This window comes from Streptomyces sp. NPDC031670 (genome assembly GCF_055580545.1).
Genome location: NZ_JBVILC010000025.1, coordinates 42,539 through 59,401, shown reverse-complemented (window position 1 = coordinate 59,401; position 16,863 = coordinate 42,539). Strand labels below are relative to the sequence as shown.

12 protein-coding genes and 1 pseudogene are annotated in these 16,863 nt (G+C 70.0%); 6 read left to right on the top strand and 7 right to left on the bottom strand.

Annotated elements, in window-relative coordinates; translation table 11 throughout:
• Window positions 1-162 precede the first annotated feature (162 nt).
• Window positions 163-828, top strand: coding sequence for a DUF4389 domain-containing protein (locus ACZ5ID_RS31815; RefSeq protein WP_468904905.1), 666 nt, complete (start codon window positions 163-165; stop codon window positions 826-828).
• Window positions 829-1,015: 187 nt separating this feature from the next.
• Here ACZ5ID_RS31815 and ACZ5ID_RS31810 read toward each other — a convergent pair whose 3' ends face one another.
• Together ACZ5ID_RS31810 and ACZ5ID_RS31805 are read right to left on the bottom strand one after the other, a co-directional pair.
• Window positions 1,016-1,525 (bottom strand): flavodoxin domain-containing protein, encoded by a 510-nt coding sequence (locus ACZ5ID_RS31810; protein ID WP_468904820.1) that lies wholly within the window; start codon window positions 1,523-1,525, stop codon window positions 1,016-1,018.
• 134 nt (window positions 1,526-1,659) lie between these two features.
• A complete protein-coding gene (locus ACZ5ID_RS31805) occupies window positions 1,660-4,353 on the bottom strand; it encodes a bifunctional acetate--CoA ligase family protein/GNAT family N-acetyltransferase (protein ID WP_468904818.1) in 2,694 nt (897 codons plus the stop codon).
• A 580-nt stretch (window positions 4,354-4,933) separates the two neighbouring features.
• On the opposite strand from ACZ5ID_RS31805, the gene ACZ5ID_RS31800 reads away from it, so the two are divergent.
• A complete protein-coding gene (locus tag ACZ5ID_RS31800; RefSeq protein ID WP_468904903.1) occupies window positions 4,934-5,362 on the top strand; it encodes a Crp/Fnr family transcriptional regulator in 429 nt (142 codons plus the stop codon).
• Between the two features lie 24 nt (window positions 5,363-5,386).
• On the top strand, window positions 5,387-6,064 hold the full coding sequence (locus ACZ5ID_RS31795; protein ID WP_468904815.1) for a CBS domain-containing protein: 678 nt from the start codon (window positions 5,387-5,389) through the stop codon (window positions 6,062-6,064).
• A 50-nt stretch (window positions 6,065-6,114) separates the two neighbouring features.
• On the opposite strand, the gene ACZ5ID_RS31790 is transcribed toward ACZ5ID_RS31795, so the two are convergent.
• Window positions 6,115-6,933, bottom strand: a complete 819-nt coding sequence (locus ACZ5ID_RS31790; protein ID WP_468904812.1) for a universal stress protein — start codon at window positions 6,931-6,933, stop codon at window positions 6,115-6,117.
• Window positions 6,934-7,190: 257 nt separating this feature from the next.
• Here ACZ5ID_RS31790 and ACZ5ID_RS31785 point away from each other — a divergent pair, with 257 nt between their 5' ends.
• The 3 genes from ACZ5ID_RS31785 (at window position 7,191) to ppdK (ending at window position 12,074) form a co-directional block, all read left to right on the top strand.
• Entirely contained in the window at window positions 7,191-8,066 is an 876-nt protein-coding gene (locus ACZ5ID_RS31785) for a universal stress protein (protein ID WP_468904810.1), read from the top strand.
• Window positions 8,067-8,575: 509 nt separating this feature from the next.
• A complete protein-coding gene (locus tag ACZ5ID_RS31780) occupies window positions 8,576-9,247 on the top strand; it encodes a CBS domain-containing protein (protein WP_468904808.1) in 672 nt (223 codons plus the stop codon).
• 136 nt (window positions 9,248-9,383) lie between these two features.
• A complete protein-coding gene (gene ppdK / locus ACZ5ID_RS31775) occupies window positions 9,384-12,074 on the top strand; it encodes a pyruvate, phosphate dikinase (RefSeq protein ID WP_468904805.1) in 2,691 nt (896 codons plus the stop codon).
• A gap of 365 nt (window positions 12,075-12,439) precedes the next feature.
• Here the strand turns inward: ppdK and ACZ5ID_RS31770 are convergent.
• The 4 genes and pseudogenes from ACZ5ID_RS31770 to ACZ5ID_RS31755 form a co-directional block, all read right to left on the bottom strand.
• Window positions 12,440-12,725, bottom strand: a pseudogene (locus tag ACZ5ID_RS31770) (phosphoketolase family protein); the annotation flags it as partial.
• Between the two features lie 404 nt (window positions 12,726-13,129).
• The gene (locus tag ACZ5ID_RS31765) at window positions 13,130-14,155 is read right to left on the bottom strand and encodes an alcohol dehydrogenase catalytic domain-containing protein (protein WP_468904803.1); all 1,026 of its coding nucleotides are present in this window, start codon (window positions 14,153-14,155) and stop codon (window positions 13,130-13,132) included.
• Between the two features lie 89 nt (window positions 14,156-14,244).
• The gene (locus tag ACZ5ID_RS31760) at window positions 14,245-15,765 is read right to left on the bottom strand and encodes a bifunctional aminoglycoside phosphotransferase/ATP-binding protein (RefSeq protein WP_468904801.1); all 1,521 of its coding nucleotides are present in this window, start codon (window positions 15,763-15,765) and stop codon (window positions 14,245-14,247) included.
• Window positions 15,758-16,627 carry a universal stress protein gene (locus ACZ5ID_RS31755; RefSeq protein ID WP_468904798.1) on the bottom strand — a complete coding sequence of 290 codons (870 nt, stop codon included), beginning with the start codon at window positions 16,625-16,627 and terminating at the stop codon, window positions 15,758-15,760. The genes ACZ5ID_RS31760 and ACZ5ID_RS31755 overlap by 8 nt, the downstream gene beginning before the upstream one ends.
• Between the last annotated feature and the right edge of the window lie 236 nt (window positions 16,628-16,863).

Here is a 16,863-nt window from a genome sequence, read left to right as displayed (position 1 = left end):
ACTCCGGATCGGTACCGACAGCTGTGCCCCGAACCGGCGGCTGCGTAGGCCGAGGGGCTCCCTGACGGGACCGCACTGCCCTCGCGGCGTCACGCGGAAGCAGCCAGGCTGGTCATGAGCCCCCTTGGCGCCTCCTACGCCGAGATGAAGGAGTTGATCACCATGACGAACCTGGTGGGATTCCCGAAGCGCCCGGTCCGGGTGAACGCGCGTATCGACACGCCACTGTCCCGATGGTTGTGGCTCGTGAAATGGATCCTCGCCATTCCTCACTACGTGGTGCTGTGCATCCTCTGGTGCGCTTTCACCGTGGTGACCGTGATCGCGTTCTTCGCCATCCTGTTCACCGAGCGCTATCCCCGCGCCCTGTTCGACTTCAACCTCGGTGTACTGCGCTGGAGTTGGCGGGTCTCGTACTACTCTTGCGACGCCCTGGGCACCGACCGGTACCCCCCGTTCAGCCTGGGCCAGGAACCGGAATACCCGGCGCAACTGGACATCGCATACCCGGAGCGGCTCTCCCGCGGCCTGGTCCTGGTCAAGTGGTGGCTCCTGGCCATCCCGCACTACATGGTCATCGGCTTCTTCCTCGGCGGCGCCCACCTCGGCTGGTGGTCCGGCGGGCTGATCGGCGTACTGACGATCATCGCGGCCGTGATCCTGACCTTCACCGAGAAGTACCCGAAGGACCTGTTCGACCTGATCATCGGCCTCAACCGGTGGGTCCTACGCGTCACCGCCTACGCCGCTCTGATGACGGACACATACCCACCGTTCCGCCTGGACCAGGGCGGTACGGAGACGACCAGCCCCGAAGAGCGGGCGTGATCGCTCCGCTGTTGGCCGCATTCCCGATCGTTCACGGGCTGCCGGACGCCGGCGAACCCAGGGCCGGGGCCCACGAGTCCCAGGCACGGTCAGGGCCAGACCTTCGGCACCGGGTTCTGCCTCCACTCCAGGCCCTCGTCACCAGGCGAGAGCATTAGAAGCCCGAGACGGGTGCCGACTGTCTGGTTCAACTCCTGGGCGACTCCTTCGCCAGTTCGCTGCCGATACGCGCGGCCCACGCCTCGATCTGATGGAAGTCGCGGAAGTCCCCGCCCTTCCCCGAGGAGACGATCTTCCGGGCGATAAATCCCTTCGCTCCCTCTTCGAGGCAGCCGCCGAACGTGACGTGTTCCTGGACGTCGAGCCGGATCATGGCCCGGCGAACGCCGGGGACAGGTGGGATGTCGCGTTCCGAGGCCGAGGCGTCGAGGGGACCGCTGCTGAAGAACCACAGCGGACGCCGGGACAACTCGCGGGTGTGCCGCCGGACGAACCGGCGCGCGTCCCTGTGCCAGCGTCCCGCATACAGGCCCCCGCCGACCACCACGGCGTCGTACGACTCCAGACTCGTCACGGACCGGGCGGGCATCGCCTCGACCGTCAGTCCCTCCTTGCGCAGGACATCGGCGACGGCCTCCGCGATCTGCGCGGTCGACCCGTTCGTCGTCCCAAAGGCGACCAGCACCTTGCTCACCATGACGGTTCGCCTCCTCTCAAAGCCTTCGTAGCCATTCCTCCGTAACACCCTGCTCGCCGGCTCGTCCCGCCGCATGCGCATGCCCTCCAGCGGCCGTTGGAGCTCGTCGACCACCGCTCCATGTCACTTCCTCCTCAGCGCAGTCGACGCAGATAGGGGTCCCGAGGCCGACTCTGCAGCAGGCGTACGCGGGCGTCGAGCACGGTGACCTCGCCGGGTGTCGCCAGGACGGGGTTGAAGTCGGCTTCGGCCAGCTGCGGCAGGTCGCTCGCCATCCGGGACAGGCGCAGGAGCAGCTGTTCGAGCCCTTCGAGGTCGACCGGTCCGCCGCCGTGCGCGCCGAACAGCAGCGGAGCACAGCGCGGTGCGGTGATCAGGTCATGCACGTCGTGGTCGGTCAGCGGCGCGAGCCGTGCAGCATGGTCCGCGAGGACCTCGGTCGCGGTGCCGCCGAGCCCGAAGAGCACGAGCGGGCCGAAGACTTGGTCCTGCACCACGCCCGCGAACAGTTCGGTGCCGCGCGCGGCGAGCGGCTGGACCACCACTCCGGTCATGAGCCCGGCGAACCGGGTCTCGAAGTCCCGGAAGGCGGCACGCACTTGGGCGTCGCCCTGGAGATCGAGATGAATGGCGCGCTGTTCACTCTTGTGGAGCAGGCCCGGCCAGTGTGCCTTCAGGACCACCCGGCCATCGGCACCGCGCAGCCGCTCGGCGACCACGACGGCGTCGTCCTCGGTCTCGGCCCAGGCCCAGGGCAGTTGTGGGATGCCGTAGCAGGCGAGCAGTTCGGCGCAGGTGCGCGGAGCGAGCCAGCCGCCGTCCGCGTGCGCTGTCAGGTACGCCTCGGCGACCGAGTGCGCGCGGGCCGTGTCGACCTGGACCAGTGTCCGGATGGTCCCGGCCGGGCGGCTCAGCCACGCCGAACGGCGGGCCGCATGCGCCAACGCCTTTGCTGCCGCCCCGGGTTCGGCGTACGAGGGGATGGTGCCGCCGTCCGTGGCGGGCAGCAGCCTGACGGGCAGGTCCTGTTCGAGCCGTACGGCGGCGACCGGCCGTGCCCGGTGTCCGGGACCGTCGGTGAGGACCCGGATCAGGTCGTCGCCGGTCGCCTCGGCGACCGCGGTGGGAACAAGGGCCAGCAGTACGGCGTCGGTGTCCGGACACCGCATGATCCTCTCCACGCAGGCCGTGAGCTGCTCCTCCGTAACGGCGGCGGTGGCATCTACGGGATTGGCGACGGCGGCTCCGTCGGGCAACACGGCGAGCAAGGCGTCCGCCGTGTCGGGAGTGAGCTTTGGCAGGGAAAGCCCCGCCTCCGCGCAGGCGTCTGCGGCCAGGACACCCGCACCGCCCGCGTTGGTGACGATCACCACGCGGGTACCCACGGGGAGTGGCTGGGAGTGCATCAGGGCCGCGGTGTCCAGGAGTTCGCCGACCGACCGGGTGGCGGTGATGCCAGCCTGGGTGAACAGCGCTTGGCGGGTCATGGTCCGGGAGGCGGCGGCCGCGGTGTGCGAGGCTGCGGCACGCCGGCCCGCGTCGGTGCGACCGGCGTCGACGGTCAGCACCGGCATCCGGCGGGTCACGCGCCGGGCGGTGCGGGAGAAGGCGCGCGGGTTGCCGAAGGACTCCAGGTGCAGCAGGGCGAGGTCGGTGCGGCCGTCGCTCTCCCACCACTGGAGCATGTCGTTTCCGCTGACGTCGTACTTGTCGCCGAGGGAGACGAAGGACGAGACACCGATGCCGAGGCGGGTCAGCCCTTCGAGCAGGGCGATGCCCACCCCACCGGACTGCACGGCGACGCCTGCCGTGCCGGGGCTCGGATGAGCGGCCGCGAAAGTGGCGTCGAGGGAGAGTTCCGGATCGGTGTTGGAGATGCCCAGGCAGTTGGGGCCCACCAACCGCATGCCGTACGTCCGGCACGCCGCCAGCAACGCCTGAGCCTGGTCTCCGTCGAGCCCGGCGGAGACGACGACGAGTGCCCGCACTCCGGCCTTGCCGCACTCCTCCGCAGTCGCGGGGAGCGCCGCCGCGGGCACCGCGAGGACCGCCAGATCGGGGACCTTGGGCAGCGCGCTCACCGAGGGATGGCACGGCACACCCAGCACCGACGTGACGTTCGGGTTCACGGCGAAGAGCAGCCTTGTGAAACCACCCGCGTGCAGATGGTGCAGGAGAGTCCGTCCCACCGACCCCGGCCGGCGCCCGGCACCGACCACCGCTACTGTCTCCGGCCGCAGCAGTGGCGCCAGGCTGGCCACATCCGCGGCCCGGCCACGTGTCTCCACCGTCGACAGGTACGCCTCGTCCTCAGCAAGCTCGATGGTGCAGCGCACCTCTGGGCCCTCGAAGTGACGGGCTGTACGCAGTCCCAGATCGGCGAAGAGCCGGAGCACTTCGTGATTCTCGCTGAGCGCGTCAGCGGTGAACGTGCTGATGCCCTCCGCTCGAGCAGCCGAGACCAGATGCTCGACGAGGAGGGTACCGACGCCCCGGTGGTGCAGTCCCTCGGCCACGGCGATGGAGATCTCTGCGGATGTCTTGTCCTCGCCGGTCTCGTACTCGGCGAGGCCGATCACCTGGCCTTGTCCCTCTGCCAGCAGCGCTCGGTATCCGGGGCGCTGCGGCGCGCAGGCCCGGTCGGCCGCCATCGTGGCGGAGCGCCGGCTCGCGGCGAAGAACCGCAGCCGGAGATTCTCCGTGGACATCTCCTCGTACAACCTGTGCAGCTGTTCGTGATCTCGCGGCGTCACGGCCCGGATGGACACAGTCGTACCGTCCGCGAGCAGGGCGTGAACCATGGGTCGACTGCGCTCGTCGTCCGTCATCACGTGCCTCCTCGAAATCTCAGCACCCGCCGGAGACCTTCGGATTCGGGTTGCGTAGCCAGGCGCGTTCCGCGCACGTCGCGGCGATGTTCACCGCCATGATCGCTCCGGACGGACGGACGGGCGGGTCGGTGCGGAAGGAGGGAGGCGTCTCTCGTAATGCTCCCGCAGCGAGCCGCGGACAAGCCGCATGGACAGTCCGTGGCGCGCCGCCTCGTCCACCGCCTCCAGGCTGGAATCCGATCCGTCGACCCTCAAGGCCAGCGGACGCTCCATCGTCCCACCGCCTTTCTGCCCAGCCACGCTGAGAGCCCCTGTGAATACGGTCGCACCGCCCTGGGCCCACCGCGACACGCGGTTCGATTCCCGGAGTGCCTCCGCCCAGGTTGCGCCACGCCGGTTTGCGGCGATGGTGGAGTCATGCGGCCGGGAGCAAGTCGCCGCTGGGTCCCACCCCCGCCATGGCTTTCGCACCGGCCGCGTGCTGAGACGTCCGTGACCGGACAGGAGCCCGGCTCCACTTCGAGGTCGCGGAGAAGGGACGGCCATCGTGGTTGCGAGGACCGGCGTTTTCGGCGCCATGACCCAGGAGCACCACGAGCAGCTCATGTCACACGCTCGTGAGGTGTCGTTCGCGGCAGGCGAGCGCATCTTCAACGAAGGCGCCAAGGCCGACCGCTTCTGGATCATCCGCACGGGCACGGTCGCTCTCGACCTTCACGTGCCCGGCCGCCAGGCAGCGGTGGTCGAGACCCTCGGCGCCGGAAGAATGCTGGGCTGGTCCTGGCTGGTTCCGCCGCATCACTGGCATCTGGGTGCCGAGGCCACCAGCCCGGTGCGTGCCTACGAGTTCGACGCGGCGGCGGTTCGTGAGCTGTGTGCGAAGGACCCGGGGCTGGATCACGAGCTCTGTACTTATGTCTCCGGCGTGCTCGCGCGCCGGCTGAGATCCGCCCGGGTGCGACTGCTCGACCTGTACGCGCCCCACGGCGCGGGCGAGGTCCCCTGACAAGGCGAGACGAGGTGCTTCGAAGTGCCGCAGACCCCGCACATCGTCAGCGATGTGATGACTCAGACCGTCGTGGCTGTCGGCCGCGACGCGCCCTTCAAAGAGATCGTCCGGACCATGGAGCAGTGGAAAGTCAGCGCCATGCCCGTCCTTGAGGGCGAAGGCCGCGTCATCGGTGTCGTCTCCGAAGCAGACCTGCTGCCCAAGGAGGAGTTTCGTGACAGCGACCCGAGCCTCTTCGAGCAACGTCGGCGTCTGTCCGACGTCGCCAAGGCCGGGGCAGCAACGGCGGAGGAGCTCATGAGCATCCCCGCCATCACGGTCCACCCCGGCGTCACCCTGGCCCAAGCGGCAAGGATCATGGCCGTCCGCCACGTCAAGCGTCTGCCCGTGGTCGACGACATCGGCATGCTCCAGGGCATCGTCAGCCGTGCCGATCTACTGAAGGTCTTCCTGCGGTCGGACGAGGACATCGAGGAAGAGGTTCGCCGCACCGTGGTGTCCTACCTCTTCCCGGCCTTCAGCCACGCCATCCACGTGAGCGTCCACGAAGGAGTCGTCACCCTCCGCGGACACATCCGCGACACTTCGCTCATCTCGGTCGCCGTGCGCCTCGTGCGCGCCGTCGAGGGCGTTGTGGACGTCGAGCCCCATCTCACCGGCGGGTCCACCGCTCCGGCTGAACCGGGGGGATCACTGTGAGGCCATAGGGCCTCGCCGACAGACCGCGGGGCTCATCCGGGCCCAACTGGTCATATCTGCGGAACGACCGCGATCGGGCACGGGGCGTGATGTAGCACCGCATGGTTGACCAAGCCCAGCTGCATACCGAGGTGCCCATGGCGTCTCCGGGCTCCGACAACGAGCAGGTCCGCGCCGGACGCGGCCTCCAGGAGCGCCTGTCGTGCCGAGCCCTCGACCACCTCGCTCGTCACCGTCACGTCCGGATACCGCTGCTCGGGGCCGCACAGGGCGTCGGCGAGCACCTGGGCAGGCGGGCGGTCGAGGGCTTGGAGGGCGTAGCCGGACAGGCCAGGGGGCCCGGGGTTCCCGACCGGGACACTCCAGGTGTGTACCGCCAGGAGCCGACAGCGTCGCACGTGGGCCTCGCGGAACGCGAACTCCACGGCCGTACCGCTGCCTTCCCCGTCCTCGACCCCGACGACGACGCACCCGAACTCGCTGTGCCGGGGCTGCGCCCCACCTCGCACCACGACGACCGGACAGTCGGCGCGGGCCGCCACAGCCAGGCTGACCGAACCGAGGAGCAGGCCGACGAGACCCCCTAGCCCTCTGGACCCAAGTACCAGAGCGAGGGCGTTGCGCCCATCGCTGACCAGCGCGGACGCCGCGTCCTCGGACAGCACTTCACTCGACAGCCGTACCGCAGGAGCACGTTTCCTGGCTCGCTCCGAGGCAGCGGCGACCAGGTCCGACGCATCGTGGTCCGCTGCGGCCGCGTGCACGAGATGGAGCGGCACGTCGTGTCGGAGCGCCTCGTCCGCAGCCCAATCCACCGCCTCGAGGCTCGCCTCCGACCCGTCGATGCCGACAACCAGGGGAACCGCCATTGCATCCGCCTCCTCCTCATGCCGGACTTCACGTCCGTCCGTTCACCGACGTTCCGGGACCACATGCGCCGCAAAGAGATCTGGGGTACTCCTCAAGTAGAGGCGCCGTGCTCAGCGCGCCGACACAGTGCTCATACGCTGCGGCGACCACACCCACAGCCGGCCTGCACGGCCACAGCCTCACGGAGACCGCAGCAGTCCGGACAGCGGTCACACTCACCGTCCTTCCAGCTTCGTACGAGACGGAGGCAGTCGCCATGGAACGAGTCCTCACCGTGGGCCTCGACGGCTCACCCGAAAGCCTCGCCGCGGCCCATTGGGCCGCCGATGAAGCTGAGCGGCGCAGATTCACCCTGCGCCTCCTGCACGCGTGGCCCCCGCTGGCGCCGGAACCGACCGCCGTCCCCTCGGAAATCGACCAGAACTACTGGGCGAAGCGCCTCGTGCACAACGCCCAGGCGGAACTCCAGGCACACCACCCGGGCCTCGCCGTCGTCGGTAACCTGGTCGCCGACGACGCCCAGGACGCGCTGATCCAAGCGGCGGCGGAATCCGAGATGCTCGTGCTCGGCTCGCGGGGCCTGACTCCCATGGAGAGCTACTTCCTCGGCGACATCAGCATGCTCGTCGTGGCACGCGCCGCGCGGCCCGTGGTCCTCGTACGCGCCGACAAACGTGCAGAAGAGCCCTCGACACCCGAGTCGGGTGCGGCAGGCGCAGTGGTGGTGGGGCTGAAACTGCACGGCCCGTGCGACGACCTGCTCGAATTCGCCTTCACCACCGCAGCAGCTCGGGACGTGCCCCTCCGCGCCGTCCACGGCCGCGCCATCCCGATCCACGCGTACGCCCCTTGGGGCGTGGACCACACCGTGACCCGGGAGATCATCCAGGACGCGCAGAAGCATCTCAGCCAGGCCCTCCGCACCTGGCGCGAGAAGTTTCCGGGCGTGGCCGTCACGGACATGATCCGCCTCGAAAGCCCCGCCAGGGGCGTCGTAGCGTCCGCCGAGGACGCTGGACTCCTGGTCATCGGCCGACGCAACCACCCTGCCTTGGCACCACGCCTGGGTCCCGTGGCTCAGGCCGCCGTCCACCACGCACGCTGCCCAGTAGCCGTCATCCCCCACGACTGAGCCGAGTCACTACGGAAAGCCGGTGGTGTCTGACCCACTCGACGCCACGGACCCGCTGCTGCCGTCCGCAGTCTGGGCAATCGCTACGCGGCCTGCGGCACTCGGCGGCGACATGCCCTGCACAGGTCCGCCTCTCGCCTGCCGGCGCACCGGGCCGAAGCCACCGCGAGCACCCGGCATCCCCGTGGCCGCTGGCAGCGGTGACCCGAGCCCTGGTCGGTGGTGTGCTCTCCCGGTGAGCCCGCGTGGCAGGTGTGGCCGGGACCGTGACGACGGGCAGTCGAGATGTCGGGGCTCTCTGCGGGTGGCCGTAGCCGCCCGTTGCGCCGTCACCGGCGATGACGACGCCGGTGATCGAGTCAGCCCCCTGAAGCGCCGGGCCGCGAGCGCGAGCCAGTGCCGCTCGGCGGAGAGACAACTCCCGGAACGCGTGAAATGCAGGCGCTCTCCAAGGGGCGGACAGTAGAGAGTGAACCTGTGCCGCCAAGACCTGAGGAGGGAGCGGCGACATGATGCATCGACTGGTCGGAGACCTCATGACCACGGCTGTGGTGAGTGTGCGGCGGGACATGGGCTTCAAGGACATCGTCCAGGACCTCACGGAGCACGACATCACCGCGGTACCCGTCGTCGATGATCAGGGCCGCCCGATCGGCGTGGTGTCGGAAGCCGACCTGCTTCGCAGGCAGGAAAGCCACGCGGATCCAGGCGGACACCTGAGCGCCGCACACCTGTCGCCGGCGGATAGCACCAAGGCGCACGCGCTGACCGCCGGGGAGCTGATGACGAGCCCCGCCGTCACAGCGCGGCCTCAGTGGTCGGTCGTGGAGGCGGCCCGTGCCATGGCCCGCCACCACGTCAAACGGCTGCCCGTCGTGGACGACCTCGGCGTGCTGGTGGGCATCGTCAGCCGCGACGACCTGCTGCGCGTCTTCCTGCGGCGAGACATCGCCATCCAGGAGGAGATCACCACGGATGTCCTGACCCGGAGCCTCGGCCTGCGACCCGGCGAGGTCCCCGTCCGGGTCGCCGACGGACGGGTGACACTCGACGGCACCCTGCCGCAGGAAAGCCTCATCCCCATCGCGGTACGCCTGTCCGAAAGCGTTGACGGTGTCGTCGACGTCACGCATTACCTCCGCGCCGCGAGCGAGACCACAGCCGGTGCACCAGGGCGGTGAACCTCATCCACCGGTGGACGAGATGTGCCCGCCACCTTCCAGAGGAACCCGGGCACCGGCCCTGTGGTTCGGGAGGCACCGGGTCCGTCCACCAGGTGCCCGGTCAGCCCGAAGCCCGACGGAGGAGCCCGGCGTCATGGTCCGTTACGTGTACGACTTCGCAGAAGGCTGCCGCGACCAGGCCGACCTGCTCGGCGGCAAGGGCGCGAACCTGGCCGAGATGACCCGGATGGGCCTGCCTGTCCCGCCAGGCTTCACCGTGACCACCGACGCCTGCCGGGCCTTCCTGGCCACCGGTAGCGAGCCGGACACCCTGGCCCGCGAGATCTCCGCACACCTCACCGCGCTGGAGCGGGGCGCGGGACGGCGGCTGGGGCAGCCCGACGCCCCCCTGCTGCTGTCCGTCCGCTCCGGGGCGCGGTTCTCCATGCCCGGCATGATGGAGACGATCCTCGATATCGGCCTGGACGACGCCTCTGTGCTCGGCCTGGCGAAGGTCTCCTGCGACGACCGCTTCGCCTGGGACTCCTACCGCCGCCTCGTACAGATGTTCGGCACCACGGTGATGGGCGTCGACGGCTCTCTGTTCGAGAACGCTCTGGCCGACCTCAAGCGGGTTCGGGGCGTGGCGAACGATTTGGGCCTGAACGCGGCGGACCTCGCCGGGCTGGTCGGGATGTTCAAGGAGCTGATCCTCCGGGAGACCGGCGAGGATTTCCCGCAGTCCCCGGACGAGCAGCTGCGCCGGGCTGTCCTCGCCGTCTTCGAGTCCTGGAACGGCGAGCGCGCCCGGCTCTACCGCCACCGTGAGCACATCGCCGACGACCTGGGCACCGCCGTCAATGTGCAGACCATGGTATTCGGCAATCTCGGCTCCGGCTCCGGCTCCGGCAGCGGCGTCGCCTTCACCCGCGACCCGGCCACCGGCGCACCAGGCATGTATGGCGACTACCTGCCCAACGCGCAGGGCGAGGACGTCGTCGCCGGCATCCGCAACACCGTGCCGCTGCACGAACTGGGTCGCCTGAACCCGGAAGCCTTCACCCAACTGCGCGACCACATGCGGACGCTGGAGACCCACTACCGGGACCTGTGTGACATCGAGTTCACCATCGAGCGCGGGCGGCTGTGGATGCTGCAGACCCGGGTGGGCAAGCGCACCGCCGAGGCCGCGTTCGTCATCGCCGCCGAGCTGGCCGACGAGAACCTGATCACCGCCGACGAGGGCCTGGCCCGCGTCAGCGGGGACGGCCTCGCCCGCCTGATGTTCCCCCGCTTCGACACCGCGGCCGTCGGCGAGGCGCTCGCGCACGGCCTGGCTGCCTCGCCCGGCGCGGCCGTGGGTGCTGCGGTGTTCGACTCCGCCGAGGCCGTCCGCCGGGCCGCCGCCAGCGAGAAGGTCGTCCTCGTGCGTCAGGAGACCACCCCCGACGATCTGCCCGGCATGATCGCCGCACAGGCGGTGCTGACCAGCCGCGGCGGCAAGACCAGCCACGCGGCCGTGGTCGCCCGCGGCATGGGCACGGTGTGCGTGTGCGGTGCCGAGGAGATCACTGTGGACACCGCGGCGCGGCGCTTCACCGTGGGCGACACCATCGTGGAGGAGGGCACGGTCGTCTCCGTCGACGGCTCCGAGGGCGTTGTGTACCTGGGCGCCGCTCCGCTCGTCGACTCCGCGGTGATGCGCTACTTCGAGACGGGCGAGCGGTCCGCCGGACTGGTGGATGCCGTGGCCAGCGCCATGGAACGGGCCGACGACGCCCGGCGGCTGGAGGTGCGGGCCAACGCCGACACCCCCGAGGACGCCGCCCGCGCCCGGCGGTTCGGCGCGCAGGGCGTGGGGCTGTGTCGTACCGAGCACATGTTCCTCGGTACGCGCCGCAAGCTGGTCGAGACGATGATCCTGGCCCGCGACGAGACCGAGCGTGAGAAGGCACTGAGCGCGCTGCTGCCGCTGCAGCGGCAGGACTTCATCCGCATTCTCGAAGCGATGGACAGTCTGCCGGTGACCATCCGGCTCATCGACCCTCCCCTGCACGAGTTCCTGCCCGACCGCACCGACCTCGCCGTGCGCGTCGCCACCACCGAGGCACACGGCTCTGTGCCTGACCCGCACGACATCGAGCTGCTCGAAGCCGTCAACCGCATGCACGAGGAGAACCCGATGCTCGGCCTGCGCGGTGTCCGCCTGGGCTTGGTCGTGCCGGGACTGGTCGCCATGCAGGTGCGGGCCATCGCAGAGGCGGTCGTGGAACGCACGAGGGCCGGGGGCTCCCCCGAGGCGGAGATCATGGTGCCGCTGGTCGGCGCCGTCGAGGAACTGCGCATCGAGCGCGAGGAAGTGGAACGAGTGCTCGCCGAGGTCTCCATCAAGTCCGGCGTCCCCGTGCACTACCCGGTCGGCACCATGATCGAGCTTCCCCGGGCCGCGCTGACGGCCGGCCGGATCGCCGAGGAGGCGGAGTTCTTCTCCTTCGGCACCAACGACCTCACCCAGACCACCTGGGGCTTCTCCCGCGACGACGTCGAGGCGGCCTTCTTCTCCGCCTACCTGGACAAGGGGATCTTCGCCACCTCTCCCTTCGAGACCCTGGACCGCGACGGCGTGGGCCGACTGGTGCGGATCGCGGTCGACGAGGGCCGCGCCGTGCGACCCGACCTGAAGATCGGCGTCTGCGGCGAGCACGGCGGCGATCCCGAATCCGTCCACTTCTTCCACGCCGCGGGACTGGACTACGTCTCCTGCTCGCCGTTCCGCGTCCCCGTCGCACGGCTGGAGGCCGGACGGGCCGCGCTTCCCGAGGCGGGAACGAGCGACAGCAGGTGACAAGCAAGGAGGGGGTCGGCACCGCCCGAACGGACAGCTAAGCTCCGCGGGCCCGCACGGGCCAGTACGTGAGCGTCCGAGATCATCCCGGCCACCGTCCTTCGGCGCCTGCCGCCAAGCGCCCTCCGAACGTGACGTGCTCTTGGACGTCGAGTCTGACATGACCCGCTGCACGGGGCGGGATGTCCCGCTCGGCGGCCGAGGTGTCGAGCGGTCCGCTGCTGAAGAACCACACGAGGCGCAATCGATCTCCTGAGTGCCTTCCTCGGCACGGTGGAGGGCGGCGCGCAAGTGGCTGCGGCCGATGCCGTTGATGCCCCGGCGTTCGGTCGTGGCGGTGAGTTTCTTTCGGGGGTGAGGGGCGGTCAGGCGTTCCACGTCCAGTCGGCGACCTCGGGCAGGCGGTACCGTGTTCGCGGATCCAGGCGTGGTGGCGGGTGCGGGCGTCGGCCATCCGCTGGCGTACGGCGGCGGCGCGGACGGCGAGGCCGGGGACGCGGTCGATGACGTCCATGACCAGCCGGTAGCGGTCGAGGTCGTTGCGGAGGACCATATCGAAGGGTTGGTCGTGGTGCCTGGCTCCTTGTAGCCGCGCACGTGCAGGTTCTTGTGGCCGGTGCGGCGGTAGGCAAGGCGATGGATCAGCCAGGGGAGACAGCGACCGAGCAGGGTGAACACCGGTCGCCGCGGCCGACGCCGAGTGATTGCAGAACGTTCGCGAAGCGCGCCGTACGTCGGGCCAGTTCCGCGTAGGTGACGGTGGAGACGGAGTCGTCCCGGGCCACGCAGCGCAGGGCATCTTGTCCGCGTGGTCGGATGCCGCGTGCCGATCGACGGCCTTGTGGGCCATGTTGAGGCCGCCGCCGGGCAGCCCGGCGCAGCTCGGTGCGCGCCCTTGCCCAGGTGAACTCCGAGCACGCTCGGCCGTAGTCGGCGAGACGCGGTGGGACGACCGATCTGGTGTCCTTGCGGATGGTTTCCCAGTGCATCGCTACTCCCCCCGGCACTGAAGCCAACGGACCGGCCGACCGTTCAGGCTCGTGCTTCCAGACCCCTCACTCCCGGTGCAGCACGACCTTGAGGGCACCTGTGATGGCGCCCCGTGAGAACACCTCGTAGGCGTGCTCCATCCGGTCGAGGCCGAAGGTGTGGGTGACCAGCTGGGAGACGGGCAGGCGTCCGAACCTCAGCAGCTCCAGCAGCCACGGCGTGGAGGACGTGTCCACCTGGCCGGTGCTGATCGTCACGTTCTTCCGCCACAGGGACTCGAGGTGCAACGTGACCGGTCTGCCGTGCGTCCCGATGTTGGCGATGTTCCCTCCCGCCCTGACGGCCCGGGTACAGAGAACGAAGCCATCCGGTTCGCCCGATGCCTCGATGGCGACGTCGGCGCCCGGCCCCTCGGACAGCTCGGTGATCATCTTCCCCGGCACTTCGGCGGCATCGGCCACGCGTGCGGCGGCTTCCAGCCGGGCATCGGACAGATCCACCGCGATGATCCGTCGGGGTGAGTAGAGCCGTGCGACGGCGACCGTGGCGAGACCGACGGGACCGGCGCCCACGACGACAACGATGTCTCCAGGACCGACGTGTCCGTTCCGTACCCCGACCTCGTAGGCGGTGGGGAGGACCTCGGCGAGCAGGAGCGCGTCATCCAGCGGGATCGCGGGAGGCCGTCGGTGGGTGGAGTGGTCGGCGAAGGGGACCCGCACGAACTCGGCCTGGGTTCCGTTGATCTGGTTTCCGAGGATCCAGCCACCGCCTTCGCGGCACTGGCCGCGCAGGGTGTCCCGGCACGCCTGGCAGCGGCCGCAGGCCGAGACCGACGACACGATCACCTCGTGGCCGAGGCGCAGCCCGTGGACGTCACGGCCGACCTCCACGACCTCACCCACAGCCTCATGACCAAGAACCGTCCCCGGCTTCACGTCGGGGAGGTCGCCTCGCAGGATGTGCAGATCAGTGCCGCAGACGGTGGTGGCGCCGACGCGCACGATCGCGTCGGTCGCCTCCTCGATCGCGGGATCCGGGACGGTGTCCCAGGAGCCGTGCCCCGGGCCGTGATAGACGAGCGCTCGCACGCTATTCACTCCCTCGCTCCCCCACCTCCACGGTCCCCCCGGTGGAACACCCCGGCAACACCGACCGCCGCCTCGTCGTGTCTCTCCCGTCAGTCCGGCTCCATGTAGGGGCGGCGAAAGACCGGGGCCTGGCCGGTGCCCCAGGGACGTACGGCTGCCAGCGCCCCGGCGACGGCGGACTCCAACGGGCCGCCGGTGTCGACGGCGACGGCCTCGGGCCACGCGGGTTCCCTGGCCGCCATGGCGGTGGCGATGTCGACGTCGGCGTCGGACGGGCCGGAGGCACGGGTACTCAGGCGGGCAGCCGACACGTCGTCCGGGACGTGGCAGTGCAGAGCCACCAGGTCGGCGCTGGTGCGTTCGGCCACGCGCCGTGCTGCTTCACGCTGTGCCGTGTCGGACCAGGTGGCGTCCAGGACGACCGACTCGCCGGCGGACAGCAGGGCGGCCGCGCGGTCGAGGAGGGTGGCGTAGGTTCTGGCGGTCCACTCTGGTGTGTACAGCCCTTCGCCGTAGCCGGCCGCAGCGGACTGCTGCGCGGGAATGCCCGCCAGTTCCTTGCGGACGCGGTCGCTGCTGAGCAGGGTGACCCCCAGCCGGTCGGCCAGCGCACCGGAGAGGGTGGACTTCCCGCTGCCCGGCATCCCACCGACGACGGTCAGGCCGACGGCGGAGGTACGCAGGTGACGCAGCGTCGTCGAGACCAGCCTTCGTGACGCCGCCTCCGCGTCCGGCGCGCCCTGGCGGGCCTGGATCAGGGAGACCTTGGCGCGGACGAACGCGCGGTAGGCGACATAGTGGTGCCACAACGACGCGGGAGCCGGATCACCGGAGTACTCGCTGTACTGCGCGAGGAAGGAGGCTGCGGCCTCCGGGGCACCGAGCTGTTCCAGGTCCATGGCGAGGAAGGCGGCGTCGTCCAGGCCGTCGACGTAACGCAGCCGGTCGTCGAACTCCAGGCAGTCCAGGACACGGGGGCCGTCGTCGAGGCAGAAGACGTCCTCGGCGAGCAGGTCACCGTGGCCGTCGACCACCCGCCCTTGCTCGATACGGGACGCGAACAAGCGCTCGCGACCCGCGAGAAAGCGGCGCACCAGTTTTTCCGTCTCCGTCATCCCCTCGGGCATGTGCCCGTCGTCGGCCAGCGCGTGGACCTGCGCGAAGCTGGCCTCCCACCGCAACGACAGGGCGTCCCGCGTGCCCTGCTCGTCCACCTCAGGGCCGCGGGGCGCGTCCGCGTGCCAAGCTGCGAGGTGCCGGGCAAGGGTCCGAAGGACGTCGTCCGGGACGGCCCCGTCCCGTACCAGGCGGGAGAGACGACGGTCCGCGGGCATGCGTCGCATCACCACGAGGGGCTCGGAACCTTCGGCGTCCGGGCTGCTGAACCCGCCCAAGCCCAGATAGACGTCGGGGGCGAAGCGGCGGTTGAGAGTGACTTCGCGTTCGCACGCTGTCCTGCGCGCCGCCCCCGTGGTGTAGTCCAGGAACCCCAGGTCCACCGGTTTCTTGACCTTGTAGGCGCGGTCCCCGGCGAAGAACACGATCGCGGTGTGGGTCTCGCACACCTCCGCGCGCGGAGGCGGCGGCCCGTGGTGGCCGGGCTCAGTCATGGGGGACGACGGCAACGGGGCAGCGCCCGTGATGGATGGCGGCGTGGGCAACCGGACCCAGATGGGGTGCCACCCCGTGCCGGTGTGACCGTCGGCCGACGACCAGCAGCGTGGTGCCTTCGGTGGACCGCACGACGGCCTTGGCGGGGCTTGCGAGACGAATGCTGTCGGCCACGTCCACCTGCGGATACTTCTCGCGCCAGGGGCGAAGAGCCTTGCTCAGCTCCCTCTGCGCGTCCCGCGTCATCTCCTCGGTGGCGGCGTGGTCCACACCCCAGGGCACGCGCGCGTGAAGCGGCACGCTTCGGCCGTGAACGGCCAGGAGCGGAACCCCTCTGGCCGCGGCGGTATGGAACGCGAAGTCGAGCAGGTCGTCGGAGGATCCATTCAGTTTCAGAGCCACGACCACGCGACCCGCAGATGCCGGAGGTGCTCCCTCCACCCGGGTTTCGGCGCGGACCAGTACCACCGGCCGCTCCGCCCGGGCCACCACCGGCATGCTGACGTCGCCCAGGAAGTAGCTCTCGACGGGTTCCAGCCCCCGTGAGCCGAGCACGATCATCTCGGATTCCGACGCCGCCTGGAGCAGGGCCTCCTGAGCGTCGTCGGCCACCAGGCTCCCGACAATGGTCAGGCCCGGGTGGCGGGCCTGCAGTTCGGCTTTCGCGGTGTGCACGAGACGCTTCGCCCAGTAGTTCTGATCGACCTCGGGGTGGGCATGGGCGGGTTCCGGCACGAGCGAGGGCCACGCGTGCAGCAGGCGCAGCGTGAGCCGGCGCTTCTCGGCCTCGTCGGCGGCCCAGCGGGCCGCGGCGAGACTCTCGGGTGAGCCGTCGAGGCCCACGGTGACGACTGGCTGCATGGCGGCGGCCTCCGTCTCGTACGAAACTGGATACGACAGTGGGTGACGGTGAACGAGTCCGATGGCGTGCATGCTCCGGACGTCGCCGACATGCCGAGCGCGGTGTTTCTCTCCTTCGAGGAGTACCCCAATCCCCGCCCCGGCGCATGTGGAGCCGTGGAGGGGGAGGCCGGTCCCGTGGCACCCGCCACGAGAGGAGACAGGTGCGCCACCGTGCGTGTGTGGGTGACACGGGA